The sequence below is a fragment of the Taibaiella helva genome, from assembly GCF_003545695.1.
Classification (GTDB): Bacteria; Bacteroidota; Bacteroidia; order Chitinophagales; family Chitinophagaceae; genus Taibaiella; species Taibaiella helva.
On sequence record NZ_QUZZ01000008.1, the window covers coordinates 170,840 to 197,111 of the forward strand.

The window sequence follows — 26,272 nt, forward strand, 5'->3', positions numbered from 1 at the left end:
ATATTGATCACTACAGAAAGAATATCGGCATGGCTCGGGGAGCCGCATCAGCTGCAGGAAGTGGCGTCCAAAGCGCTGGTGCAGCTGGTTAAGGAGTATCCCTACTTTGCCCCGGCCCATTACCTTAAATGGATGGGTACCTTGCAGGTGCCGGGGGATTTAGCTGCGCTGCAGCAGTTGCACCCGGTGAACCCTGTGCTGCTGGCCGGTTTGCTGAAGGAAACTACGGCTTATCCTTTGCCGGAAGCAGGGCCCGTACAGCTGCCGGCAGAAGCAGAACCGCCTGCTGAGGGCACTACAGCAGCGAAGGCTGGTGATGAGTTCTTGATGCAGCCGGTATCTGCCGAAGATTATTTTTTACAGCAGGGTATCCATGTATCCGGCGACCTGCCGGAGCTGAAAGAGGTATTGACGCCCCTGGAATCCCCTGCCTCCGAAAACGAAGAAGAAAAAGAAAAATCATTAATGGTAGTTATGAGTTTTGCTGAATGGTTGAAACATATCAGCTCCAAAAATCAGAAAGCAAAAGAAGAGGAAGCCGAACAGAAGGCGCTGAAGACGATGTGGCAGCAGCAAAAGCTGGCGGCAGCCATCGAAGAAGAGAATGAGGAGATACCCGAGCAGGTATTCGAGATGGCGGTGAACTCTATTTCCCGGAAAGAAGAGCTGATAAGCGAATCGCTGGCAGAAGTTTATGTGAAGCAGGGTAAGAAAGGAAAGGCGATTGAAATGTACCAGAAATTAAGTTTGCAGAATCCTGAAAAAAATGCTTATTTTGCTGCCAAAATTGAAAATTTACAAAAAGATATATAAACAATGACGAGTTTATTAATTATCGTGATCATCCTGGCCTGTGTGGTGCTCGGCTTTTTTGTACTGGTTCAGAAACCCAAGGGCGGCGGTCTTTCCGGCACATTCGGCAGCCTCGGAACGCAGGTGATGGGTGTGAAGCAATCGGGAGATGTGATGGAAAAAGGTACCTGGTATACCATGACGATCATTGCCGTGCTGTGCATCGCTACCGTATTCTCTCTCGATATCATCAGCCCCGCTAAGGCTGCGAAGGAGCAGCAGAAGACCCAACAGCAGCAACAGGGCCAGCAGCAAGGCGAAGGTCAGCAAGCCCCTGCCAAATAAGCTACAGACATTATATTTCAGGACGAAACCCGCTTGTTCCAGGCGGGTTTTTCCGTTCCCGCGTTAAACGACCCCCGGGTTCAGGCGTCTAATGTCGTCTATAGTTATAGCTGCAATTCCAAAAAAAATTGCGTAAACAAAAAACATATGAAATTGATCTTATCGGTATTGGCTGCGCTGGTCCTGATCTCTTTTGCCGCAAAGGCGCAATCGACTCCCAGCCCGGTTCATTGGCAGTTCTCCGTGAAAAAAATAGAAAACGACCTTTACCGTTTCGAAGCCAAAGCAACGCTCGATAATGGCTATCATATCTGGGCGCAGGACCCCGGTGGCGACGGCTCCCTCATCCCCACAAGCTTCACGGCCGAAGCCGTGCAGGGCGGCTGGGTAGGCGACTGGAAGGAAAATGCGCAGCCGAAGACACAGAAATTAGATTTTATTGACGGCGCTATTCGCTGGCATGAAAAAAGCATTGTTTTTTTCCGTGATTTCAAAGGAAAACATGGCGACAAGATCAAAGGTGCGGTACAGTATCAGACCTGCAACGATAAAATGTGCCTGCCGCCTGCGATAGAGAATTTTGTGGTACCGGTAAATTAATGCCGAAACAGAAAACAGCACAATGCAGGAACGGTCAGCAATTGCTGGCCGTTTTTGTTAGTTGGAAATGAAGATTTGAAACCCGGAATTTCACTAAGGCCTTTCCGTCCCTAATCTCCTCCTGGTCATTTCCCACAGGACAATACCCACCGCTACAGATATATTCAGGGAGTGCTTGGTACCCCATTGCGGAATTTCGATTCCTCCGTCGCAAAGGGCAAGCGCGGTATCGCTGACGCCGTCGACCTCATTGCCGAAGACCAGTGCTATTTTCTCTCCGGGACCGAAAGCGATATCCTGCAGCGGCATGCTGTTGTGCACCTGTTCCACGGCCCATATGCGGTACCCTTCGGCTTTCAGGCGGCCAAGCGCAGCCGAAACATCCTCCTCGAAAGTCCAGGGTACCGTTTCCGTAGCACCCAGAGCCGTTTTATGAATGTCGCGGTGCGGCGGGCGCGGCGTATAACCGCAAAGGACAATGCTTTGTACATGAAAGGCATCGCTGCTGCGAAAGACCGAACCTACATTATGCATGCTGCGCACGTCGTCGAGCACGACCTGCACCGGGAAGCGGGAGCTGAAGGGTAAGGCCCCCGCTTCGGCCCGGTTCAGCTCCTCCATGCTCTTTTTTACAAAAGCCGGTAATTCCATAGGCTGCAAAGAAAAGAAATGTTGTCCGGTAAACATATTGTTTCCTAATTTTGTAGCAGTAAAACCGCAAAAGGCAATTTACAACCACGTAAAAGACTGCTATTATGGAACCGTATCAAAAAACAATGTCGGAATTCAATCCCTGGAAACAGGAAGAATTCGATACCGATGTGTTGGATGCGCAATTACATCACCTCATCCTTTGGAATGATGAGGTGAACACTTTCGACTGGGTGATCGAATCGTTGATGGATATCTGTTCCCATACGCAGGAACAAGCGGAGCAGTGTGCGCTGCTTATCCATTACCAGGGGAAATATGCGGTAAAACGGGGTGACTTCGAAACCCTGAGACCCATGTGCGAAGCCATGATCGACCGGGGGATCAACTCTACTATAGATAATTGAAAAAAGACGCGGCAGCCACCGCGTCTTTTTTAATGCTTCTCTTTTTCTTTCCTGCTCAGGCAACTGCTGCCCGGGAACGGACCAGCGTCTCCTGTGTACGCCGGGACGCGGCGAGCAGCAGCAAAAAGGTAATGCCCGCATTGACGATCAGCAGCTCCACGCCGATCTTGTACTGCCCGAAAATGCCTTCCGACAGCCGCTGCAGACCCAGCCTGCTTTCTTCAGACAAGCCGATCTTGGGGGCGTACCATTGGTAGTTATTGATCACATCGATCACCAGCGTAAGGAAAAGCGCAACCAGGCAAACGATCAGCGGCGATTGCTGCGCCACCTTCCTGCGGGTTAGAATGCCGAAGGCGAAAAGGCCCAGCAGCGGCCCGTAGGTGAAGCCGGCGAGCTTGAGCAGGATATCGATCAGCGATCCGTTGTCCACTTCCCTGAAGAAAAACACACAGACCAGGAAAATCAGTGCAAAGACATTGTGCACGATGAGGCGGGTGCGGGTCTGCTTCTTTTCAGCCGCTTCGGTATTGCCGGGCTGCCCCTTCTTTTGCATGCCGAGTATATCGATGCAGAAGGAAGAGGTAAGCGCGGTAAGCGCCCCGTCGGCGCTGGGAAACAAGGCGGAGATCAGGCCGATCACGAAGCAAACTGTGATAAAAAAAGGTAATTGGCTTTGCAGCGCTATGGCCGGGAAAAGATTGTCTCCTTTTTCCGCAATGCCGTTAGCCGATGCATACAAGGCCAGCACGCCGCCGAGGAAGAGGAAGATGAATACGACCAGCATCTGCAGTGTACCCATCACCACCATATTCTTCTGTGAATCTTTCAGGTTGGAAACGCTGATGTTCTTCTGCATCATTTCCTGGTCGAGTCCCGTCATGGCAATGGTTATAAAAGCACCGCCAAGGATCTGTTTCAGGAAGAAATTGCCGGGTAGGGGATCGGTAGTAAAGATCCTGGTCATGCCCTGGCCCGATACTGCCGTCCAGGCCTGGCCCAGGGACAGGTCGAGCTTGCCGGCCAGGTAAAACAGGCTCACAACAAGCGCCAGCAGCATAAAGGTCGTTTGCAGCGTATCGGTCCATACGATCGTTTTCACGCCGCCTTTGAAGGTGTACAGCAGGATCAGCCCCAGGATCACGACCGCTGTCACTTCAAAAGAAATACCCAGGTCCTTGAGCACGAAAAGCTCCAGCACCTTGATCACCAGGTACAGCCGCAGCGTGGCGCCCAGTGTGCGCGAAAGAATGAAAAAGAAAGCGCCGGTCTTGTGCGCATTCACGCCCAGCCGTCTTTCCAGGTAAGTATAGATAGAGGTCAGCTGCATCTTATAGTACACCGGTAACAATACATAAGCCACAATAAAATAACCCAGCCAATAGCCGATCACCACCTGGAAATAGCCGAAGCCACCGGAGCCAACTGTTCCGGGAACGCTGATAAAGGTCATGCCCGAAAGTGAGGTGCCGATCATACCGAAGGCTACCAGCCACCATTTGCTGTTACGGTTACCGACAAAAAAAGATTCATTATTGCTGCCCCGGGCGGTATAAAAAGCCACACCCAGCAACAGCAGGAAGTAAGCGAGAATAATGGCAAGCAGGATCTGCTGATGATTCATTCCTTGATAAATTTATACTTGACAGGAGCAAATGTAATGGAAACGGGCGATAATGAACCCGGTCGAAAAAAGCCCGCAGCGGGGGCTGCGGGCTCTGCCGTAATGAAATAAGCTTAAAATCCTATAGTAAAGCCAACCCTGAAGTCGACGCGGTTGGCATAGGGACTGATGGAGTATTTGTCACCGTACTGATCGGTACGGGTATTGCCGGGCAGGTTCTGCAGCACATCATAAAAAGCCATGATGAAGATGGAAGAGTATTCTGCTATCGGTTGGCGATAGCCCGCGCCCAGAAGCAGGCAGGGAACGGTTACCCTTTCTTTTACCGGTTTGCGCCAGCCGTCACGGTCGGGGACAAAGCCGCGATCGAGGTTGTAGAAGCTCAGGTTGTTGACCTCAAACTCGGCTTGCACCATGATGTTGGGAATAATGATGTATTTGCCCCATACGCTGCCGCTGTAGATCGATTGGGACAAAGGGAAATACTTGGTCTCAAAAGTGTTGATGTTGTCGGAGAGGAAAGCATCCTTCTGGCGGTAATAATTATAGCCCAGGGTAATACCCGCGGCGAAGTTATCGGTGATCCGGTAGCCTACGGAAGGAGCGACATAGATATTGGTAATGGAGCCGAAAGTGAGCCCCAGTCCGCCGCCGAAGACCATACGGTTGATATCGAACCCTTTCTTTTTCTGATTCTCCTTGTACCTTGCCTGGCCGGACTTACCGCTGCTGTTGTATATCTCCTGGGCCTGCGTCGTGACAAAACCGGTGCACAGCAAGGCCAGTAATATGATCCTTTTCATAAAGTATTTTGAATGTATTCCGTACAAAGGTACAGCAATTCAGTATTCGGCTACACTACTTTTCCCGGGTTCATGATGCCTGTAGGGTCGAACAGGGTCTTGATCTGCCGCATAATACCCATTTGCGCTTCGTTGAACACGATATCCATATATGGCCGCTGTACCAGGCCTATGCCATGCTCGCCCGACAAGGTGCCCTTTACCGAATGCACATAGGTAAAGATCTCCCTTATGGCATCAGGCAAACCGTCGTGCCAGAAGGCATCGGAAAGCGTGCCTTTTACAATATTTACATGCAGGTTGCCATCCCCGGCATGTCCATAGCAAACGGAGGAAAAGCCGTATTTATTGCCTGTTTCCTTCACTACTTTCAGCAGCTCGGGCAGGCAGGCCCTGGGTACTACGGTATCTTCTTCTTTGTAGATAGAGCCGCTCTTCACTGCCTCGCCCACGACCCGGCGCAGACGCCATAGCGCCGCTTTCTGGCTGCTGTCTTCGGCCAGGAGCAGCTCACCGGTGTCGAAGCTTTCCATCAGTGTGGCGATGCCTTCCATTTCCCGGAACAGAACATCTTTGTCTTTGCCATCTACCTCTACTAGCAAGTGTGCCTGTACCGCGTCGGGAATGGCGATTGTATTGTCGTTCAGGTAACGCTGCGCGCAGGTAAGCGCATCCCGCTCCATAAATTCAAGCGCCGAAGGAGTATAGCCCGCCAGCATGATCCGGTTCACGGCCCTGGCAGCATCGCCAGCATCATGGAAAGGGATCAGCAGCAGCAGGTTTTCGGTGGGGTAGGGCAGCAGCTTCAGTACGATCCGTGTCACTATCGCCAGGGTGCCTTCGCTGCCGACGATCAGCTGTGTGAGGTTGTATCCTGTGGCATTCTTCAGCGTATTGGCACCGGTCCACATCGTTTCACCATTGGGCAACACGATCTCGAGGTTCAGCACATAATCTTTTGCCGTACCGTACTTTACCGCCCTGGGGCCGCCGCTGTTCTCGGCGATATTGCCGCCGATAAAGCAGGAGCCCCGGCTGGCCGGGTCGACCGGGTAAAAAAGGCCTTTCCCGATCACGGCATTTTGCAGCTCCTCGGTGATCACACCCGGCTCGGTGATCACCAGGAAGTTTTCCGTATCGATCTGCATGATCCGGTTCATCCGGCGCATATCCAGGCATACCCCGCCATGAACAGGCAGCGCGCCGCCGCTGAGGCCGGTTCCTGCTCCCCTTGGCGTAACAGCAATATGCTGCTCGTGGCAATAAGCCATGATGCGGCTGACTTCTTCCGTAGTCTCGGGCTGCAGCACGACCTCGGGAGGAAAATAAAGGTCTTCGGTCTCGTCGGAAGCACAACGGTCGATATGCTCCCGGTCGGTCAGCACGCGAGCCGGCGATAATATTTTATGGAAAAAGTCCAGGTCGGACGTCTCTGTTTTTTTGAAAGGTATGTGTGGGCGGGCGTTCATAATATAAAGAAACCGGAAATGATATGCTGCAAAAATCAACTTTTTCCCAGGCATTCAAAAGAATAATTTTCCCCGGCGGCCTCGTCCTGGCCTGCCTGCTGGCATTATCCTGCGGCGCTGCCGGCGCCGATGAAAAGCCAACGGTACAGCAGCTGAAGCGGCAGGCGCTCCGTGGCCGCCAGCCTGCGCTACGGGTTGCCGTCGATAGCCTGGTGGTCTGTAAAAGCAAGCGGGAAATGACCGCTTTCCGTCATGGCATCAGGGTAAAGACCTATATCATTTCCCTGGGCACCGCTCCCGAAGGGAAGAAACGCATGCGCAACGACAACAGGACGCCCGAAGGACTGTACACTATTAATGGGAAAAATGCTGCCAGCAGCTATCACCGCAACCTCGGCATTTCCTATCCCAATGCAGCCGATCGCCGGTATGCGCGGGCGCAAGGTCTCGATACCGGGGGCGATATCAAGATCCACGGCCTTCCTAACCAGCCCCGTTACAGCACAGAAGACTACCTGTACCACGACTGGACCTGGGGCTGCATTGCGGTTGCCAACGAAGAGGTCGAAGAGCTCTATCGTTACGTTGCCGTCGGAACACCCATCCTTATCCTTCCCTGACTTTTATCTTTGCCGGCCCATACGGAGGCCTGGTTCATATAGCAGCTACCGGTAAAACACCGCCGGACCTGCTTTTTGCAGGCCTGAAGCCTGCTGGAAAATGGTAATGTTTATTTTTTGCCCTTTTTTATCATTTCCTTTGCGCGCATCCCTTATCTTTGCAGCCTCAAAAAAATCCCGTACGAATCTATGATGGATTCATTGACTCAGAATACCCTCTCTATGCAATTTAATCCCTGGCATACAGTTAGTTATGGTGATATTTCCGGCGACCTGGTCAACGGTATCATCGAAATACCGAAAGGTTCCCGTGCCAAATATGAGCTGAATAAAGAAACCGGCCTGCTGATGCTGGACCGTGTGCTGTACTCTTCCGTATATTATCCTGCGAACTACGGCTTCATTCCCCAGACCTATTGCGACGACGGCGATCCGCTGGATATCCTGATCCTTTCCCAGATCGAGATCCAGCCGCTGTGCATGGTTCCTGCCAAGATCATCGGCGTGATGCGGATGCTTGACCAGGGCGAAGCCGACGATAAGCTGATCGCCGTATGTGCCAATGATATGAGCGTAGCCCACATCAACGATATCGGTGAGTTGCCCGCCCATTTCCTGGCCGAAGTACGCCAGTTCTTCGAAGAGTACAAGGTGCTGGAGAAAAAGGTGGTGAAGATCGAGGAGTTTCAGGGCGCCAAGCTGGCGAAAAAGATCTTCCAGCATGCCGTAAACGATTACAACGAAAAAATAAGGCCAACACTGGATCTGTAAGGTTGCGGAGCACCGCTCCTGCCACGCTTTTCCGGTAATCATTCAACATACACAAGCATACGGCTGGTCCGTATGCTTGTTCGTTTTTGATGAATAGCTAAGGCGCCTGGCTGAGGAAGCGGACGCCGGTGCGGCTATCGGTGCGAAGCACGCTTTGCTGGTGAAAACGGCGCAGGTAGCGTTGTGCAATGCTGTCGATATTGCGGCTGCGCTGCTTAGTCCGCTTTCCCAGGAAGGTGACGACCCTGGTGGGTTCCGTAATGGTGATGCCGGTCTTCGTGTCCTTCCAGCGGCCCCGGGCTTCCCACTCGGTATACCCCTCGGGGAAGTAGCCGCTGATCACACTGTCGCTGAAGGCTTTCCATTCCTGGTCGCTTACCTGCCCGCCGCCGGGTATATCCCTGCCGAAGTAGAGATCGCTGCGCTGGTAGCTGGCGCAGGAAGCAATACCGATGATGCTGCAAAGCAGCCAGGTCTTTATGAAATGCTTTTTCATTTGTTTTGAATGTGCTTGGTGTGGCCGCAAAGCTAAAGTTTAATCCGGACTGGTTCCACATGCCATCGTCGGTCCCGCGTTCCTTTTCTTCGTATTTTTGCAAGCCTTTTCAAAAAGACAACGATATATGTCCGACAACCCTAAAAAGCTTTTTCTCCTGGACGCCATGGCGCTGGTGTACCGGGCCTACTATGCGCTGATCCGCAGCCCGCGGCTCACCAGCAAAGGCCGCAATACCAATGCCCAGTTCGGGTTTACCAATACCTTGTTCGACCTGATCCAGAAAGAGCGGCCTACGCATATGGCGGTGGTATGGGATACCCATGCGCCTACTGAACGGCATACCGATTTTACCGACTATAAAGCCAATCGGCAGGAAGCGCCCGAAGACCTGATGGATGCGCTCCCTGACATCAAGCGGATCATAAAAGGGTTTAATATTCCCAGCCTTGAGCTCGATGGCTACGAAGCCGACGATATTGTAGGCACCCTTGCCCTGGAGGGCGCAGAAAAAGGCTATACCGTTTATATGGTGACGCCGGATAAGGACTATGGCCAGGTGGTGCGGGAGAATGTCTTTATTTATAAGCCGGGTTATAAGGGCGGTACTTTCGAAATATTGGGAGAAAAAGAGGTGTGTGAAAAGTGGGGCATTAACCATGTCAGCCAGGTGATTGATATCCTGGGATTGATGGGTGATGCCGTCGACAATATTCCCGGTATCGCCGGTATCGGCGAAAAGACAGCCGCCAAGCTGCTGGCCGAATACAGCACCCTGGAAAATGTACTGGATAATGCCGACAAGATCAAGGGTGCGCTGGGCGAGAAGATCCGTAACGGCAGGGAAAGCGCTATCATCTCCAAAAAGCTGGCGACCATTATTACCAATGTGCCGATAGAATTCCACGAAGAAGATTTCCGGTTAAAAGAGTGGAATGAACCGGAGCTGATGGAAGTTTTCAACGAGCTGGAATTCCGTACGCTTGGAAAGCGGATCTTCGGAGATGCCCGTCCGCAGGGCGATCCGGCCATTGCCAGCGGACAGAAGGATCTGTTCGGCAATGATGTTACCATTCTGCCCTCTACGCAATCAGAGGCGGGACAAGGCGATCTGTTTGCCAGCCTGGAAGGTTTCGGGACCATACAGAATACACCGCACAATTATATCCTGGTCGACACACCGGAGGCATTGCAGCAATTCCTGGCGGCAGCGCAGCCGCAAAAGGAAATATGCTTCGATACGGAAACGACCGGTACCGACGCTATGCGCGCCGAACTGGTAGGGCTCAGCTTCAGCTGGAAAAAGGGAGAAGGTTATTATATTCCCTGCAGTGCCGATGAGCAGGAGGCAAAGGCCCTGCTGGAGCAGCTGCGGCCGCTGCTGGACCGGGAGGACGTGCTTTGGATAGGACAGAACGTGAAGTATGATCTGCTGATGCTGAAGAACTATGGCTTCGGGCTGAAGAGCGCGCACTTCGATACTATGCTGGCCCATTACAGCCTTGAGCCGGAAGGCAAGCGGGGCATGGATTTACTGAGTATGAAATACCTGCAGTACCAGCCGGTAAGCATTGAAACCCTGATTGGAAAAAAAGGCAAAGGGCAAGGTAATATGCGCGATGTGGAACTGCCGCTGATCAAGGAATACGCTGCGGAAGACGCCGATATTACCTGGCAATTGAAAGAAGTGTTCGCACCGATGCTACAGCAATCGGGCGTATCCGATTTGTTTGAGAAAGTGGAGAATCCCCTGGTGCCGGTATTGGCCGATATGGAGTTTGAAGGTGTGGGCATAGATGTGGGCTTCCTGGAAGAATATTCGAAAGAGCTGGGCCGCGAGATCAGGGAAGCGGAAGAGAAAGTGTACCGCCTGGCAGGTGTGGAATTCAACCTGGCTTCGCCCAAACAATTGGGCGAAGTGCTGTTTGAGAAAATGAAGCTGGACGAGAAGGCGAAGAAGACCAAAACAGGGCAGTATGCTACGGGTGAAGATGTGCTGCAGAAGCTGCGCGCGCGCCATGAGATCGTCGACAGCATCCTGGTATTCCGGGAATACAGCAAGCTGAAATCGACCTATGCCGATTCCCTGCCACTGATGGTCAATCCGAAGACAGGACGCATACATACTTCGTTCAATCAGTCGGTGGTGGTAACCGGCCGCCTGAGCAGCAATAATCCCAACCTTCAGAATATTCCGATCCGTACCGACAGGGGGCGGGAAATCCGTAAAGCCTTTATCTCCTGCGATGAGCAGCATGTGCTGCTCTCGGCTGACTATTCGCAGATCGAGCTGCGTGTAGTGGCGGCTATCAGCGGCGATGAAGGAATGATCCGGGCTTTCCGTGAGAATAAAGATATTCACCGGGCCACTGCTGCCAAGGTCTACGGCGTAACGGAAGAAGAAGTAACTTTTGAGCAAAGGCGGAATGCCAAGGCCGTTAATTTCGGCATCATTTACGGCCAGTCGGCTTTCGGCCTGGCCGATAACCTGGGCATCAGCCGCACGGAGGCGAAAGAGATTATTGAAAATTATTTTAAAGAATATCCTGCTATCAAGCAATACATGGATAATTCCATTGCCTTTGCCAAGCAGCATGGTTATGTGAAAACACTAATGGGGCGCAGGATACGGCTGGCCGATATCAATTCTTCCAACCAGACCGTGCGGGGCTTTGCTGAAAGAGTGGCGATCAATGCGCCGATACAGGGCTCTGCCGCCGATATGATCAAGCTGGCGATGATCAAAATCGACAAGGCGATCAAAGCTGCAGGCGTAAAAGCCCGCATGATCCTGCAGGTACATGACGAACTGGTATTCGACGTACCTTTGCAGGAGGTAGAGCAGGTGAAGACCATCGTGCTGGACAATATGCAATCGGCCCTGGCCCTGCCCAATGATGTGCCGGTAGTGGCAGAATCGGGCACCGGCCGCAACTGGCTGGATGCGCACTAAGCCAGCTTTAAAAAAAGAACTAAATAAGTAGCGATGCGAACAGAGAGCAGGAAAAAGGAACTGCCGGCGATGGAAACAGAGGAGATGGAGCAGCAACCTTTCCTGATGTGTGCCCGGCTTTGCGAGTTCAAAAAATGCTGTAAGAAATACAAGGAGGGCAAACGATGTAAGAAATGCCCCAAAAAGCATTAAGCTAAACAAAAAAAGGAAGTCAAGTTCTAAAAACTTGACTTCCTTTTTTTCGTTCATACTTATTTCCGCTTCATCGCAGGCATCCGGGACAGGTTTTCCTTTTTCAAGTTCACCGGCGCCTTATTGATCTTCAGCGCAGGATCCTTTTTCAATTCAACCGGGTTCAGGTATTTGCCTTTGTTCATCGCTTCTTTTTCTACTTCGGGCTTCACCCTGTGGGCATCAGCATAAGCATCGTGGCGGATACCGGTCACCTGCCAGCTTACTTCTGTATTGGGTTCGCTGGTGCGGATCTGGAACTTATTGCCGGATACTTTTTTGCTGATGATCGCCTGGGCAAAAGTACCGCCGATTACGGTCAGCTGGTAACGGAAATCTTTGTTCAGCGCCTCGAAGTAATCGGGCAGGGTTACGGTCACATAGCCGCTGGCATCGGTAGTTGCATTGCCGTTGTATACGTTCATCATATCGGGACTCTCCACGAAAGAGTGGTACAGGTATTTGTTCGCCGGATCGAGCGGGTGATCGATCTTGAAAGTACCCATAGCCTTGCTCAGGCTACCGGTTACCTGCACATCGCCGTCGAAGTAGCCGGCATAACCGACACCAAAACTGCTGGTCGCACCGCTGGCGCCGTAAACGCCGAAGTTGGCATCGCCCCCCTGTGCAAAACCCAGCAGACCATATTTGGCACCGCCAAATACAGGGTTGCTTTCATCGAAGACAGAGGCTACACCGTAAACAGCTATGCCGGTATCGGAGCTGAATGAAGAAGCATGTACGCCGAACACCTGGCCGATACCATCGCTGGCCTCACCCTGTGCCCTGACGCCGACATTTCCGCCATAGCCCAGTATACCGGTTCCTTGTGTGAGAACGTTATTAGCGGGAGTCGACTGACCCCATATGCCAAAGCCCAGGCCAGTACTATCGATGCTTCTGATTGCCCCGATGGGGTAGAGGCCTGCACTATTGAAGGTAGCTACCAGGGGAACCGTGTCGGTGGAGATAATGTGTAATCTTGCTCCTGGAGCAGTAGTGCCTAAGCCCAGCTTGCCATCAGTCTCATACAGTTTGGAATTACCTACAGCTGTAGCGCTGGTGAACTTCGGTATATAATTGAGCGTGCCATTTACGCTGCCACCACCGCCGGAAGGAAGGGTAACGTTGTTGCCATTGGATATAGTAAGAATATTGCCGCTGATGCTGAGGGTCTGTGCATCGGGACCCGCGGGGCCTTGAGGACCCGCAGGACCGGCAGGCCCTTGGGGGCCAGCTGCGCCGGGAGCACCTGTAGCGCCAATTGGACCTATTGGCCCCTGAGGACCGGCTGCACCGGTAGCACCGGTGATACCTATAGGGCCGGCAGGACCCTGAGCGCCGGTTGCACCGGCAGGACCGGCAGGACCAACAGGGCCAGCTACACCTTGTGCACCTGCCGGACCGACAGGTCCGATAGCACCCGTTGCACCGGTAGGGCCGACAGGACCAACAGGGCCGGCTACACCTTGCGCACCTGCCGGACCGACAGGTCCGATAGCGCCCGTTGCACCAGTAGCACCTGCCGGGCCTGCAGGACCCTGGGGACCGGCAGGGCCTTGCGGACCAACGGGACCTCCGGCAGGGCCGGCCGGACCAACAGGACCCTGGGGACCCACCGGGCCGACGGGACCTGTCAAACCTTGCGGACCAGCAGGTCCGACAGGACCTATAGCGCCCGTTGCACCCACAGGACCGGCCGGACCTGCAGGCCCCTGGGCTCCGGTAGCACCTGTAGCGCCGGCAGGTCCTACGGGACCAATAGCACCAGCGGGACCAGCCGCTCCCACAGGACCGGTAGCACCTGTAGCGCCGGTAGCGCCGGGTGCGCCGTCAACACCGTTGGTGCCATCAGCACCTGCAGGGCCGGCAGGACCAACAGGTCCCTGGGGGCCGGTAGCGCCCGATTGCGCGTACAAGGCATAAGGAACGCTAAGCAATTGTGCAGCGCCCAGGTCGGTATAGCTGGTACCTCCAGCAGGATCGATCTCTACTTTGACATATTTATTGCCCAGGCTCCAGTCGATGGCCGCCATATCGCCGGAAGCTACGGTGCCACCGCCTATGGCTACGTTATAAAGCCCGTAGGTGTTGGTGCTTACAGCATGTGTTTCGCTATACTCAACGGTGCCGGTCGCAGAGCCATCCAGGATAGAGATACGCAGCCCGATAGCCTGGCCGGAAAGCGGCTCGCCGCTGTTATTGCGGGCGATACCCTGGTAATTGAATTTGCCTGGCGCTTGGGCCATAGCGCCCCGGCCGGTGAGCAGGGATAAGGCCAGAAGCGGAATGAGAATACGGAGTTTTTTCATTTGGATAGATTAAAAAAAGGTTGAATTGCTAAGGTTAAACGCAAGCCAATACCTTCTGCGGCAAAGCAAAAGTGTAGAGGATATGGCTGGACGATAATTAATGGATTTTCTGAATCTTATAGGCGGTGCGGTAAAGCTTTCCTTTCTGGCCGAAGCTTACTTCAAGCGAATAAGTGCCGGAAGCCAGGCTTTTCAGGCTTATGGATTGCTTTTCTTTACCCGTGCTCAGCGAACATTCTTTGTGCTCCATGCACCGGCCCAGTACATCGTACAGTGCATAGGAAAGCACGCCGCCTGTAGTGAAGCGAGGTTGCAGGAAGACAATTTCTTCTGTAGGATTGGGATAAACATCGAGGGTGCCGGCGAAAAATTGCCGCCCATCGATACCTACGGTTTTTTTAACGGGCTGCAGCGCTCCGGGCGTGATGATAATGCCGGGGCCGCTAAGGGTCGGAGGCAACAGGTCGCCGATGGCGTACTCATGTGTATTGCCGGCAATTACCGTGCTGCCGCCGGTCGCATTTACCGTGCTGGGGCCAATACTTTGCGCCCGCGCGGTAATGGTTCCCAGGCACAGGGAACACATAACCATAATGGTTTTTTTCATGGGATGAGTGATTTAAGCTAAAGACAGCAGTATTGCGACAACTGTCTTAACAATATGTAAAATTAACTATACTTTTAACTTTGCCAAGCTGCCGACCCTTATCCTGCAATATTTTTTAATTCTTCTTTTATTACACGCGTAAAATCTGCATCTCAGGTGTGCTGGATTGTCTGCACGAAAAACTGCATTGCCAAGTAAAATTTTACCTTGATCTTTGCGTTATCTTATATGATGTCAACGAAAGTAAAAGGAACGCTGCTGTTGCTGCTGATGGGAATGGCAGCCGTATTGTATGCCTGCTCGAAATATAAGGACCCGCCTCCGGCCGTGCCTAATGACGAGCTGAAAAACCGCAAATACTGCAACGATCCCCTGGCGGTCAACTTCAATTGGGGCTTTCCCGGCACTCCCGATAGCACGATCTGCATTTATCCGGTCGATTCGTTCCTGGGCTCCTGGGCGCTTACCGATACGGCATTTTTACCGGACGGAACCATTAAGTCGACACAGACCAGAAACCTGGTTTTCACGGCAACGGAAGACACTTTGAAAACGCATCTTTCAGCCACCGGCTGGTGCGGGAATACCTTCCCCTTTTTCGCTACCGCCAACAAATACCGGAGAGCGGTCATCGATACCTTGCTGGAAGGCTCGCCAGGCCAGCATATTTGCAACAATACGGATACGCTGAGCGGAAGCCTGCTTCTTGGAAATGACACGATGCATATCGATTTTGCCATTACTGATGCGGAAGGCACGCTTTATCACAAAGGGACGGCTATAAGGCAATAAGTCCCGATTTTTAATCTTTAATTTTAGCTGCTCCTGATGTTTACAGGAATTATAGAAGCCAAGGGTAATATAACCCGGGTAGTCAAAGAAGGGACCAATATCCATTTTACCGTAGCCAGTTCTATCAGCAAAGAGCTAAAGGTGGACCAGTCGGTCGCGCATGATGGCGTATGTCTTACGGTAACGGCCTGCGATGAGCATACGCATACGGTAACGGCTGTGGAGGAAACGCTGAAGAAAACCAATCTTGCAGCATGGCAGGAAGGCCGCATCATTAACCTGGAGCGGGCCATGAAGCTGGGCGATCGCCTCGACGGCCATATAGTTCAGGGGCATGTGGATACCCGCGGAACCTGCCTCAGCAGGGAAACGCTGGAAGGCAGCCATTTGTTCCGCTTTGAATTTCCCGAAGCCTTTGCTGCCCTGGTCATCGAAAAAGGATCCATCTGCATCAACGGGGTCAGCCTCACCGCTTTTGAAGTAGGGCGCAACACCTTTTCGGTAACGATCATTCCCTACACCCTGGAACAGACGACTTTCAGCGACCTGCAGGCGGGCGATGCCCTCAACCTGGAATTCGATATCCTGGGTAAATATATGCTGCGCATGAAAGCAGTAGCCTAGCGTCTTTTTTTATCTGATCTTATCTGTCACGCCGCATGATTGCTTTGTCCTTTCCCCCTCATGAATTCCGGTTCCGGCAGCAGGAAGGGAAGCGTTATGTGTTCGACTTCATCCGGAAAAAATATGTGGTGCTTACCCCGGAAGAATGGGTACGGCAGCATCTGCTGGTATATTTCTGCGAAGTGATGGCCTATCCCAAAGGCCTTATTTCTGTCGAGAAGGAGATCAAGGTCAACCAGCTGAAGAAGCGCTATGATATTGTCGTCTACGACTATGAGCATCGTCCCTGGATGCTGATCGAATGCAAAGAGCCGGCTGTCCCGGTAAGCGAGCATACGCTGCAGCAATTGCTCCGCTACCACAGCAGTCTTCAATGTCCTTACTGGATGTTATCCAACGGTACACAGCATTTTTGTGCTACTGTGAGAGAACAGCAAGTCAGCTGGCTGGACCAGCTACCCGCCCACGATGGCCGTGTATTCCTTTCCCCGGAGAATGCCCAGGGCTCTTAAGATGACATTGTCCGTCTTATTGATCTGCTGGTAGTAGCCATTGCTGCGGAAGAGCATCCTGGCTATGATCGCTCTCGCCCGCTGCCTGATGAAGTCGAGCGCCTTGTTATCATTCCATACCTTGGCTACCTGTGCGGCATGTTCCTTGCCCAGGTTGGTTTTCAGCGCAGTCATCAGCTGGGGCGTAATGGTAAAGGAAGCATCGAACTGGCTGAAAGAGGTGTAGACGCTCATTTCTTTGCTGTTCCGGGAATAGTATTCGTACACCGTGTTGCTCAGTGCCGGAGAGGACAGCAGCTCGTAAAGCTCGGCAGCCAACGGACTACTCTCGTAAGGGGTGATGATGTCCGGCTTGATGCCACCGCCGCCATAGACAATACGGTGCTTCTCTTCGGTAAAATAACGAATGGTATCTGCCGGTCCCAGGGTATCGGGGCCGTTAAGCGAGCCATTGTGGAAGCGGTTCTCAAAATCCTCTTCATAAACCTCCCGGCCTTTGTCGTAAGGTCTTTGAATACTGCGCCCCGAAGGGGTGTAATACCTTGCTACAGTCAGCCTTAAGGCCGAGCCGTCGCCGAGCTCAAACTGTTCCTGCACCAGGCCTTTGCCATAGGTGCGTCGCCCGATCACCACGCCCCGGTCCCAGTCCTGCACTGCGCCGGCAAGGATCTCGCTGGCCGATGCGGAACCCTCATCGACAAGTATGGCCAGGCGTCCCTTCTCGAATTTCCCTTTCTGACCGGCCATGTACTTTTCCTTGTCGGAGGCCCGGCCCTGGGTATAGACAAGCAGCTTATTGTCGCCGATAAATTCGTCAGCGATTGCCGTAGCGGCATCCAGATAGCCCCCGGGATTTTGCCGCAGATCAAGTATCAATTGCTTCATTCCCTGTCCCAGCAAGGCATTCAGGGCTTTCATAAACTCACGGTAAGTAGTGGCGCTGAAGCGGTTGATACGGATATAGCCCGTTACCGGGTCGATCATATAGCTCGACTCCACGCTGAAGATGGGGATCACGCCTCTTTTTACCTTCGCCTCCAGCAGCCGGTTCTCCGACGGGCGCAGTAAGCTCAGCTTTACGATGCTGCCTTCAATGCCCCTCAGCTTGCTGATGATACCATCGCTGGTAATGCCGATGACTGAGCTGTCGTTGACCTTGAGTATCTTGTCCCCGGTTTGTACGCCGGCATCGGCCGAGGGACCGTTTTTCAGCACAGACGTGATCATCGGGGTATCGTTGAGGATATAGAATTCGACACCGATGCCTTTGAAATTACCTTCAAGGTCTTCGGTTACCGAAGTCATATCACGGGCCGGAATGTAGACAGTATGCGGATCGAGATGCTTGAGAATACCCGTTACCGCATCTTCGTACAGCGAATCGGCATTGACCGAATCCACATACCGCGCATTCACAATATCGATGATCTCTTCGAGCCGGTCGTTACGTTCTATAGCATTGGAAATAGGCCTTTTGTTACTCAGGTATTTATTCAGCTGAAAACCGATCAGTATGCCCAGGATGAGGATTACAGAGAAGGTGAGGGGTGTCCAGATGTTAAAACGCTTCGGTGAGTCAACAGACATATCGCATAGGAGTAGGCTGCAAAATTAGGTATTAAATAGGGGAATATTCAAATGTCTGTCGGAAAAGAAAACCATCCTATAAAGGATGGCTTTAAGCAATTCAGAAAATATAATTACAGCCGGCTCATAAAAGCGTTAATGCTGTCTTTCATGTGGTCGATCTGTGCCTGGTCGAGACCATGATGGCAGGCGATCAGCATACCCCCGCGCATGACCTTGTCGGCTTCTGGATAGCCTGCTGCTGCGGCTTTGTGGGCGATGTGCTTAAAGCCGGGCTGACGCAGGATATTACCGGTGAACACCGTGCGGGTCTGGATGTTCCTTTGCTCAAGGAAGATCTGGAGGTCGCGGCGGATAAAAGGCGCATTTTCCCTTACGGTGACAGCAAAAGCCAGCCATCCCGTACGGGAGTCGGGCAGCTGCTGCGGCAGGATAAAATGTTCTTCGTATTGCTCAAAAAAGCGGCGCAGCTGGGTATAATTGGCAGTACGCTTATCGATATTGTCGGCCAGCTTGCCGATCTGTACCATGCCGAAAGCCGCGCCCAGCTCGGAAGGCTCGATATTGTATCCCGGCTCTTCAAATACAAATTTAGCATCGTAAGGAATGCCGTCTACCATTACATTGAAGCGGTTCTCGATCTTCTCCGATTCGACAAAGAGCGAAGAGCTGCGTCCCCAGCTGCGCAGCAGGCGGCCGCGGTCGTAAAAGGCTTCGCTGTTCACACACAGCATGCCGCCATTGCCGGCGCAGTTCACGATGTGAGACCCGTAAAAGCTGGTGGTGCTCATGTCGGTATAGCGTCCCGAAGAGGCGTCGCCGATCTCGGCGCCCAGCGTATCGGCCGAGTCTTCCAGCAGAAAGAGCTGATGCCGGTCGGCGATCTCCCGCAGCACCTTCCAGTCAGGCAGGTTGCCGATCAGGTTGGGAATAATCATCGCTTTGGTCTTCGGCGTGATCATAGCCTCCACCTTGCTGACGTCGATATTATAAGTGCCTTCCTCCACATCTACAAAAGCCGGGATCCAGCTGCGCTTCACCTGGGGCGCTACCGTGGTGGAAAAGGTAAGCGCCGGCGTAATGATCTCGGTACCGGCCTCATAGTTGAGCAGGTCGGCAGCAAGGTACAGGGCCGAGGAGCCTGAGTTGACACCGATGCCGTACTTTTTGGCGTACAGCCCGGCCACAGCCTCTTCCAGGGCTCTTACATTCCGCCCCATCTGGGTAGAGGTCTGCAGTACCCGCACTACAGCATCTATTTCTTCCTGTCCATGCACGGTCTTGCCGTATGGGACATGTGGATAGGTATTCTGTATCGTTTCCATTTTTTGAATTGTTGGTATTTTCAGGAAGGTAAAAGTACGGGTCCGGGCGCTAAAACGGAAAAGAATCCGACAGGTCGATGTTGGGAAATAAGGTGAGCAGGCCTGTTTATCATCATGAGGTTGGTTATAAAATCATGAGGTTGGTTATAAAATAGTCCCGTGGGAATACCGACGGGACTACCTTAACAAAGAAAATGATGGTTTATTATTTGCCCGGCGGGGTCACGATCTTAGAGGTCTGGGCAATAGACATCAGCTCTTTCATGGTGCGTTGCATGCCGTCGTTGCTGCCGTCGAGGAAGATGGTATTGCCTTTGCCGTTCTCTGCAAAATGCTTGATCGCATCGGTCCACATGGAGAACAGGATAAAAGAGGCATCCAGGTTGGCCTGTTCCATTTCCTTGGCGGCACGGGCCATACCATGCGCCACTTCTTCTCGGAAGAGCGCTACGCCCTGACCGCGCAGCTGCGCCGCCTGCCTTTCGGCTTCGGCTTGTATTTTGATGGCATTACCATCGGCTTCAGCAGCCTTGGTCTTGGTGATCAGCAGCGCCTGACCTTCGTTTTCGGCGGCGGCTTTCAGGTTGTTGGACGATACCACCTGGGCCATGGAGCGCATGATCACCTCGTCGAAAGTAATGTCGTTGATCTGGAGGTCGATAAGGTGGTAGCCCCATTCTTCCAGCACTTTATCCAGCTGGTCCTTTACGTGCAGGATGATCTCGCCGCGCAGGCTCAGGATCTCAGCTTGTTTTTTGGTGGCCACAAAAGCCCGCACCGAGCCTTCTACAGAGCGGACAAGGGCCTGCATCAGGCTGCGTTCGTCCATGAATTTAAAAGCCACGTTCTTGATCGTTTCGGCTTCCTGGTTGAATACGGCATACAGCAGCATGGCCGAGAAGTTAACGTTGGCCTGGTCCTGGGTGATGGCCTGGAACTTCAGTTCGATAGAGCGGTTCTGGATGGAAATGCGGCGGAAGATCCGTTCGATCAGCGGGATGCGGAAGTTAAGCCCCGGCCGCAGGATGCGCTGGAACTTGCCGAAAATGGTAATCACAGCTACAGTGCCCTGCTGTACGGTGACGAAGCACAGGAACAGCAGCACAGCGATGACGATAAGGATAATGTAGATGGGAGACATGAAGCGATGCGTTTGTTTTCGGTGGGAAGTTACAGAAAAAGAATGAATCGGCCCGCTGCCGGCACCTTAGCCGGCGGCAGCAAGGCTTTGCCGGGACGTAAATTATTCCAACCTTTGCAGCAGGAACCGGCATGGCAAAATTTTTACTCAATACTGCATTCGTTGAAGAAGACTTTTTTTCAGACAGCCGTCTGATCGCCATCGGCTCTGCGCTGAAGGGGCATAGCCTCTGCTGGTGGATCAACCAGCTGTTCGGCCTTAATTTCGTCCGGGAACCGGAAATGGACATCTGCATTCATGAAGGCAAAATACTGACCGGCAGCGGCGGTACCCTGTTTGACGAGATGCCAGAGGAAGTGAAGCGCAAATATCACTTCCCGGTGTACCGCCATGCCCTGCCTTATTTTGATGCCGCCATTTATCTCTATGCCAATCGCTGCTCGGTCAAGAAGCTGATCCCTGAACTTAAGCATGCCGATTACCTGCTGCTGATGCAATATGCCTCTTACCTTGAGCCGGAGCAGGACTTTTCCTTTAATCTTGCCGAGGTCAACGGCATCGCCTGGACCAGCGAGCTGGAGATTACTTCCCTGAAATCACGGCGCAACCTTATTATCTGAATGAGCAAGCTACTATGATCTCCTGCCCGGACGCCGTGCCCGTGGCGGTTTGTGTCAATTTCTACCTGACATTTTATTTAAAAGAACCATTTTTGTTACTTTTGCCCGATTCTTTTTTTCAACAAACAACTTAATACCTGTTTAGCACAATGGCTGAAAAAATCAAAGTAGCGAATCCCGTTGTAGAATTGGATGGCGACGAAATGACGCGCATCATCTGGAAATTCATCAAAGACAAGCTGATCCTGCCCTACCTGGATTTGGATATTAAATATTTCGACCTTGGCGTAGAGCACCGTGATGCTACCGACGACCAGGTTACCATCGATGCGGCCAACGCCATCAAGCAATATGGCGTGGGCATCAAGTGTGCTACAATTACCCCCGACGAAGCGCGTGTTACAGAGTTTAACCTGAAGCAAATGTGGAAATCACCCAATGGTACCATCCGTAATATCCTGGATGGAACCGTGTTCCGCGAGCCTATCGTAATCGATAATATCCCGCGCCTGGTGCCCAACTGGACCGCTCCCATCTGCATCGGTCGTCATGCCTTCGGCGATCAGTACCGTGCTACCGATTTCGTTACCAAAGGCAAAGGCAAGCTGACCGTTAAGTTTGAAGGCGAGGACGGTACCGTGCAGGAATTTGAAGTGTACAACTTCAAAGGCGACGGCGTGGCCCTTACTATGTACAATACGGATGAGAGCATTGCCGGCTTTGCCCGCGCCTGCTTCAACCAGGCCCTGATCAAGCAATGGCCTTTGTACCTCTCTACGAAAAATACTATCCTGAAAAAATACGACGGCCGCTTCAAGGACATCTTTGAAGAGATCTACCAGAACGAGTTCAAAGGTAAGTTCGAGGCAGCAGGCATCACCTACGAGCACCGCCTGATCGACGATATGGTGGCTTCAGCGCTGAAATGGCACGGTAATTTTGTTTGGGCCTGTAAGAACTACGACGGCGACGTACAGAGCGATACTGTAGCTCAGGGCTTCGGTTCGCTGGGACTGATGACTTCAACGCTCGTAACGCCTGACGGTAAAACAATGGAAGCCGAGGCCGCACATGGTACTGTAACCCGCCACTACCGCGAGCACCAGAAAGGGAAACCTACCTCTACCAATCCTATTGCTTCGATCTTTGCCTGGACACGTGGCCTCGAGTTCCGTGGTAAGCTGGACGGAAACCAGCAGCTTATCGATTTTGCCCATGCGCTCGAAGCGGTATGCATCGAAACCGTGGCCAGCGGCAAAATGACCAAGGACCTTGCGGTATGCATCCATGGCAATAAAGTGAACCATGGTGAGCACTACCTGTACACCGAAGAATTCCTCGATGCGTTGGATAACAACCTGAAAGCCAAGCTGGGCTATAACTAATCCATATTTTTGTGCTGAGAAGGGCCGTTTCCCGGAAGGGAAGCGGCTCTTCTTGTATCGTTTAAAACCGCACCAGCTGTACAATTGGTAACATAGAATTATTATGAAAAGACAAATAGGTATGGGCTTTGTTTTGTTATTTTGCAGCCTGTTTTAATCAAAAATTATGAAGCGAATTCTTACCGCGGCATTGAGTATTTTAACCATTGGCGCATTATTCAGCGTAGGTTCCTGTGTGAAAAAGGATTTTGACGCTCCCCCGGATAACAGCGGTTACGATCCGCAGATCCCGGTTACGCATACCATCGCGCAATTGCAGGCCAGACCCGCAGGGATCATCGATATCGATATGGTGATCGCAGGTATTGTCGTTATGGACGATAAAAGCGGTAACTATTATAAAAAGATCGTGATACAGGATAGTACAGGCGGCATGGAGATCCTGGTGGATCAATACAGCCTGTACAATGATTATCCCGTTGGCCGCAAGGTATATGTAAAATGTAAAGGCCTGTTTGTAGGCGCTTACAACAACAATCCGCAGCTGGGCTATACTCCCGACAATACCGGTAACCTGTCCGGCATTCCCGCAGTGCTGTCCAGCGATTACCTGGTAAAAGCCAACTATCCTAATCCCATCGTGCCCGATACGCTAACGCTGATGGACCTGGCAGTTCCCAACAATGCCAAAAAATACCTGAACAAGCTGGTTGCGATCAAGAACGTTGAGTTCATAGCTTCCCAGGCCGGTATTCCTTATGCGCAGCTGGCCAACCTCGCTTCGGTGACCGAACGTAAAGTAGAAGATTGCGACGGCAAAAGCATGGTAATGCGTAACAGCGGCTATGCCAAATTTCAGCCCTTGCTGACGCCCGCCGGCAAAGGTACCCTGCTGGCAATATACACCCGTTACCGCGATGTGCCGCAGCTCTATATCCGCGATACTACCGACGTTCAGTTCTACGGCAAGCGTTGCGATGGCAGCGATCCTTCTGCCTATGTGATCAACGACGGTTTCGAAAGCCTGGACAACTGGACTCCTGTAAGTGTGAGCGGCGATCAGAAATGGGCGATCGCACAGTTCGGTAATCCCAAGCCCTGCGTCGTAATGTCCGGCTATTCCGGCAGCAATTTTATCAATGAAGACTGGCTGATCAGCAAGGCGCTGTCCCTGACCGGTCATAATACCTTCACCCTGACCTTCGAATCCGCAGCTAAGTATACCGGCAATCCCCTGGAGCTGTTTATCTCTACCGATTACGCTGGTAGCGGCTCACCTGCCGCAGCTACCTGGGCGCCGTTGTCAGCCACCTACGATCAAAGCAACAACTTTACCTTTACGCCTTCCGGCAACATCAACCTGAACACCTATAAGGACAAGACGGTTTACATTGCCTTCAAGTACACTTCTACTGCCAGCGCAGCGAAGACCTGGGAAATCGACAATGTCCGCATCAAAGGCGAATAACCTAAGCGATCCATACAAAAAAAATCCCCCGGCAAAACCGGGGGATTTTTTTGTATCCTTTTCCCGGTAGACAGTGAACTAAAGTTAACCGGAGGCGGCTTTCCGGTTCAAAAAGTCTTTAGCAGGAGACAGGCTCACCACATAAACTACAGGGTTTAATCTGTCAAAAATCATGGTTTACCCTTGGTTTTAGCGATGGGATAATTTGTAGCTTGCATACTTAAAATCGATAATGTATGAAAAAGAAAAACCTGACCACAAAATTGTCTTTAAAGAAAAAGACGATCACCTCACTAGCAGCCGGCGCGGGTCAAGTCAAAGGCGGTAACACCGGAACGCCTTCCTGCATTGCCTGCATTCCGCCAACGGAGCCGGAAGGTTGCAGCAATGGTTGTCCTACTGTTGTTGCCGATAAAACATCGCAATGCGGCCAATGCATTACCGAGCCGCCGACCTGGATATGGAATTGCGGCGCTACCGCCTGATAGAGCATCTTTTTATGAAATTAGCAAACACCAAATACTTTTTTATGAAAACAAAACCTTTAGATCTGAAGAAAAAGTTGGTCCTGAATAAAGAAAAGCTGGCGCAGCTGACTTCCGACAGCCAGGCTAATGTATGGGGCGGTGCAGGGTCCTTAATCGTGTCCTGCGTGACAGGCGATGTCTGCATTCGCCCTACCTATGAATATAAGACTTGTCTTTGTCCTACCTGGGCGCCCGGTTCCTGTTATCCCGACACCCGTTGTATCGGGTAGCGGGTTTGCATGGCTACAGGCATCCCGGGATGTTCCCGCCAGTGAATTTTATTTTATTCCTAACCCCAATCCTTAGTATATGAAAAAGAAAAACCGGAGCATCAGACTATCTTTACAGAAAATAAGAATTACCCGGCTCAGCAACCAGGAAGCCGTAACAGGAGGATTAACGGCCCAAACCACCTGCTGCACTACGCTGCCCGGACAAAGGCAAACGACCTGTTGTTCCCTGGCTTCCTGTCCTCCCGATATCTGCTAAAGCATAACGGCCGCCGGCACGCGGTCTTAACGGGCGACAGGATCGCCAAAACAAAAGCGGCATAGCTGGTCTGGAATACCATAGCTATGCCGCTTGATTATCTGTTGAAAAGATCAGTCTTTCTCTTCCAGCGAGAAGAGGCTATCGACAAATTCGTACTTGTTGAAGATCTGCAGGTCCTGCATTCTTTCGCCTACACCGATATACTTCACCGGTATCTTGAACTGGTTGGCGATCGCCAGCACCACACCGCCTTTGGCCGTGCCGTCCAGCTTGGTGATGGCCAGGGAAGTCACCTCCGTAGCCGCCGTAAAGTGTTTGGCCTGCTCCAGCGCATTCTGGCCGGTGCTGCCGTCAAGCACCAGCAATACTTCATGTGGCGCATCGGGTATGTTCTTGCTTACGACACGCTTGATCTTGGACAGCTCATCCATCAGGTGTGCCTTGTTGTGCAGGCGTCCCGCCGTATCGATAATGATCACATCTACGTCGCGCGCCATGCCGCTCACGACGGTGTCATAAGCAACGGAGCTGGGATCGCTGCCCATCTCTTTCTTCACAATAGGTACATCCACACGTTCGCTCCATATGGTCAGCTGGTCTACTGCCGCTGCCCGGAAAGTATCGGCGGCGCCCAGCAGTACGCTTTTGCCGTTCTTTTTAAAGTTATAGGCCAGCTTGCCTATGGTTGTCGTTTTGCCTACACCGTTCACGCCAACGACCAGGATCACATAAGGCTTCTTGCCCGCGGGTAGTTCAAAAGTCTCGAATTCATTCCCGGGTGCGGCGGTCAGGATGCCGGCGATCTCCTCCTGCAGGATGCGGTTCAGCTCAGCGGTGCCTAGGTATTTGTCCTTGGCTACTCTTTCCTCGATACGGTTGATGATCGCGACGGTAGTATCCAGGCCCACATCGGCTGTGATCAGCGCTTCTTCCACGCTGTCCAGCACCTCTTCGTCTACAGAGCTCTTACCGGCGATGGCCTTGGTGAGCTTGGAAAAAAAGCTTTGCTTGGTCTTCTGAAGACCTTCGTCGAGCGCTACCTTCTGTTCCTGCTGCTCTTTGTTCCGTTTAAAAAGCTTATCGAAAAATCCCATGTGATTGCATTGCCGCCGGGTTAA

27 protein-coding genes are annotated in these 26,272 nt (G+C 52.2%); 16 read left to right on the forward strand and 11 right to left on the reverse strand.

Translation table 11 applies throughout. From position 1 onward, the window contains the following. Window positions 1–3: 3 nt before the first annotated feature. The 3 genes from DZC79_RS14165 to DZC79_RS14175 all read left to right on the forward strand — a co-directional run bounded on the left by DZC79_RS14165 (window position 4) and on the right by DZC79_RS14175 (window position 1,737). Complete coding sequence (locus tag DZC79_RS14165) at window positions 4–813, forward strand: hypothetical protein (protein WP_118952249.1); 810 nt, start codon at window positions 4–6, stop codon at window positions 811–813. A gap of 3 nt (window positions 814–816) precedes the next feature. Next, window positions 817–1,137, forward strand: a complete 321-nt coding sequence (gene secG / locus DZC79_RS14170) for a preprotein translocase subunit SecG (RefSeq protein WP_118952250.1) — start codon at window positions 817–819, stop codon at window positions 1,135–1,137. Between the two features lie 147 nt (window positions 1,138–1,284). Further along, the gene (locus DZC79_RS14175) at window positions 1,285–1,737 is read left to right on the forward strand and encodes a protein-disulfide reductase DsbD domain-containing protein (protein WP_118952251.1); all 453 of its coding nucleotides are present in this window, start codon (window positions 1,285–1,287) and stop codon (window positions 1,735–1,737) included. A 93-nt stretch (window positions 1,738–1,830) separates the two neighbouring features. Here the strand turns inward: DZC79_RS14175 and DZC79_RS14180 are convergent, their stop codons facing one another. Continuing rightward, entirely contained in the window at window positions 1,831–2,424 is a 594-nt protein-coding gene (locus DZC79_RS14180; RefSeq protein WP_232831833.1) for an RNA methyltransferase, read from the reverse strand. 68 nt (window positions 2,425–2,492) lie between these two features. Between DZC79_RS14180 and DZC79_RS14185 the strand changes: the two genes are divergently transcribed. Further along, window positions 2,493–2,795: an ATP-dependent Clp protease adaptor ClpS gene (locus DZC79_RS14185; RefSeq protein ID WP_232831834.1), complete on the forward strand. Its 303-nt coding sequence runs from the start codon at window positions 2,493–2,495 to the stop codon at window positions 2,793–2,795. 55 nt (window positions 2,796–2,850) lie between these two features. On the opposite strand, the gene DZC79_RS14190 is transcribed toward DZC79_RS14185, so the two are convergent. The 3 genes from DZC79_RS14190 to DZC79_RS14200 form a co-directional block, all read right to left on the reverse strand. Further along, the gene (locus DZC79_RS14190) at window positions 2,851–4,419 is read right to left on the reverse strand and encodes a sodium:solute symporter (protein WP_118952253.1); all 1,569 of its coding nucleotides are present in this window, start codon (window positions 4,417–4,419) and stop codon (window positions 2,851–2,853) included. A 113-nt stretch (window positions 4,420–4,532) separates the two neighbouring features. Continuing rightward, complete coding sequence (locus tag DZC79_RS14195) at window positions 4,533–5,222, reverse strand: hypothetical protein (RefSeq protein ID WP_118952254.1); 690 nt, start codon at window positions 5,220–5,222, stop codon at window positions 4,533–4,535. 50 nt (window positions 5,223–5,272) lie between these two features. Continuing rightward, window positions 5,273–6,691 carry an FAD-binding oxidoreductase gene (locus tag DZC79_RS14200; protein ID WP_118952255.1) on the reverse strand — a complete coding sequence of 473 codons (1,419 nt, stop codon included), beginning with the start codon at window positions 6,689–6,691 and terminating at the stop codon, window positions 5,273–5,275. Between the two features lie 23 nt (window positions 6,692–6,714). Between DZC79_RS14200 and DZC79_RS14205 the strand changes: the two genes are divergently transcribed. Further along, complete coding sequence (locus DZC79_RS14205) at window positions 6,715–7,311, forward strand: L,D-transpeptidase family protein (RefSeq protein ID WP_118952256.1); 597 nt, start codon at window positions 6,715–6,717, stop codon at window positions 7,309–7,311. A gap of 189 nt (window positions 7,312–7,500) precedes the next feature. Then, window positions 7,501–8,082: an inorganic diphosphatase gene (locus tag DZC79_RS14210; protein WP_232831835.1), complete on the forward strand. Its 582-nt coding sequence runs from the start codon at window positions 7,501–7,503 to the stop codon at window positions 8,080–8,082. 97 nt (window positions 8,083–8,179) lie between these two features. Here DZC79_RS14210 and DZC79_RS14215 read toward each other — a convergent pair whose 3' ends face one another. Continuing rightward, complete coding sequence (locus DZC79_RS14215) at window positions 8,180–8,578, reverse strand: DUF3574 domain-containing protein (protein WP_118952257.1); 399 nt, start codon at window positions 8,576–8,578, stop codon at window positions 8,180–8,182. Between the two features lie 127 nt (window positions 8,579–8,705). Between DZC79_RS14215 and polA the strand changes: the two genes are divergently transcribed. Further along, window positions 8,706–11,531 (forward strand): DNA polymerase I, encoded by a 2,826-nt coding sequence (gene polA, locus DZC79_RS14220; RefSeq protein WP_118952258.1) that lies wholly within the window; start codon window positions 8,706–8,708, stop codon window positions 11,529–11,531. Window positions 11,532–11,782: 251 nt separating this feature from the next. On the opposite strand, the gene DZC79_RS21275 is transcribed toward polA, so the two are convergent. Together DZC79_RS21275 and DZC79_RS14230 are read right to left on the reverse strand one after the other, a co-directional pair. After that, on the reverse strand, window positions 11,783–14,074 hold the full coding sequence (locus tag DZC79_RS21275) for a collagen-like domain-containing protein (protein ID WP_157977152.1): 2,292 nt from the start codon (window positions 14,072–14,074) through the stop codon (window positions 11,783–11,785). A gap of 97 nt (window positions 14,075–14,171) precedes the next feature. Continuing rightward, complete coding sequence (locus DZC79_RS14230) at window positions 14,172–14,681, reverse strand: T9SS type A sorting domain-containing protein (protein ID WP_118952259.1); 510 nt, start codon at window positions 14,679–14,681, stop codon at window positions 14,172–14,174. Window positions 14,682–14,909: 228 nt separating this feature from the next. On the opposite strand from DZC79_RS14230, the gene DZC79_RS14235 reads away from it, so the two are divergent. The 3 genes from DZC79_RS14235 to DZC79_RS14245 are packed head-to-tail and all read left to right on the forward strand — an operon-like array spanning window position 14,910 to window position 16,609. Next, entirely contained in the window at window positions 14,910–15,473 is a 564-nt protein-coding gene (locus DZC79_RS14235; protein ID WP_157977153.1) for a hypothetical protein, read from the forward strand. Window positions 15,474–15,509: 36 nt separating this feature from the next. Next, entirely contained in the window at window positions 15,510–16,097 is a 588-nt protein-coding gene (locus DZC79_RS14240; protein WP_118952261.1) for a riboflavin synthase, read from the forward strand. Window positions 16,098–16,132: 35 nt separating this feature from the next. Continuing rightward, a complete protein-coding gene (locus tag DZC79_RS14245) occupies window positions 16,133–16,609 on the forward strand; it encodes a type I restriction enzyme HsdR N-terminal domain-containing protein (protein WP_118952262.1) in 477 nt (158 codons plus the stop codon). Here DZC79_RS14245 and DZC79_RS14250 read toward each other — a convergent pair. The 3 genes from DZC79_RS14250 to DZC79_RS14260 form a co-directional block, all read right to left on the reverse strand. Further along, window positions 16,553–18,196, reverse strand: a complete 1,644-nt coding sequence (locus DZC79_RS14250; RefSeq protein WP_118952263.1) for a S41 family peptidase — start codon at window positions 18,194–18,196, stop codon at window positions 16,553–16,555. The two genes, DZC79_RS14245 and DZC79_RS14250, sit on opposite strands and share 57 nt — an antisense overlap. Window positions 18,197–18,309: 113 nt before the next feature. Further along, window positions 18,310–19,521 carry a DegT/DnrJ/EryC1/StrS family aminotransferase gene (locus DZC79_RS14255; RefSeq protein ID WP_118952264.1) on the reverse strand — a complete coding sequence of 404 codons (1,212 nt, stop codon included), beginning with the start codon at window positions 19,519–19,521 and terminating at the stop codon, window positions 18,310–18,312. 205 nt (window positions 19,522–19,726) lie between these two features. After that, on the reverse strand, window positions 19,727–20,662 hold the full coding sequence (locus DZC79_RS14260) for an SPFH domain-containing protein (RefSeq protein WP_118952265.1): 936 nt from the start codon (window positions 20,660–20,662) through the stop codon (window positions 19,727–19,729). A 131-nt stretch (window positions 20,663–20,793) separates the two neighbouring features. On the opposite strand from DZC79_RS14260, the gene DZC79_RS14265 reads away from it, so the two are divergent. From DZC79_RS14265 to DZC79_RS21285, 6 genes are all read left to right on the forward strand, one after another. Further along, the gene (locus DZC79_RS14265) at window positions 20,794–21,282 is read left to right on the forward strand and encodes a hypothetical protein (protein WP_118952266.1); all 489 of its coding nucleotides are present in this window, start codon (window positions 20,794–20,796) and stop codon (window positions 21,280–21,282) included. Window positions 21,283–21,431: 149 nt separating this feature from the next. Then, on the forward strand, window positions 21,432–22,667 hold the full coding sequence (locus DZC79_RS14270; RefSeq protein WP_118952267.1) for an NADP-dependent isocitrate dehydrogenase: 1,236 nt from the start codon (window positions 21,432–21,434) through the stop codon (window positions 22,665–22,667). A 166-nt stretch (window positions 22,668–22,833) separates the two neighbouring features. After that, a complete protein-coding gene (locus DZC79_RS14275; protein WP_118952268.1) occupies window positions 22,834–24,135 on the forward strand; it encodes a DUF5689 domain-containing protein in 1,302 nt (433 codons plus the stop codon). A 236-nt stretch (window positions 24,136–24,371) separates the two neighbouring features. Continuing rightward, on the forward strand, window positions 24,372–24,620 hold the full coding sequence (locus tag DZC79_RS21280; protein WP_157977154.1) for a hypothetical protein: 249 nt from the start codon (window positions 24,372–24,374) through the stop codon (window positions 24,618–24,620). 44 nt (window positions 24,621–24,664) lie between these two features. Next, window positions 24,665–24,892, forward strand: a complete 228-nt coding sequence (locus DZC79_RS14280) for a class I lanthipeptide (RefSeq protein ID WP_157977155.1) — start codon at window positions 24,665–24,667, stop codon at window positions 24,890–24,892. A gap of 79 nt (window positions 24,893–24,971) precedes the next feature. Next, complete coding sequence (locus DZC79_RS21285) at window positions 24,972–25,151, forward strand: hypothetical protein (RefSeq protein WP_157977156.1); 180 nt, start codon at window positions 24,972–24,974, stop codon at window positions 25,149–25,151. A gap of 113 nt (window positions 25,152–25,264) precedes the next feature. Here the strand turns inward: DZC79_RS21285 and ftsY are convergent, their stop codons facing one another. Further along, window positions 25,265–26,248: a signal recognition particle-docking protein FtsY gene (ftsY, locus tag DZC79_RS14285; RefSeq protein WP_118952270.1), complete on the reverse strand. Its 984-nt coding sequence runs from the start codon at window positions 26,246–26,248 to the stop codon at window positions 25,265–25,267. Window positions 26,249–26,272: the final 24 nt, after the last annotated feature.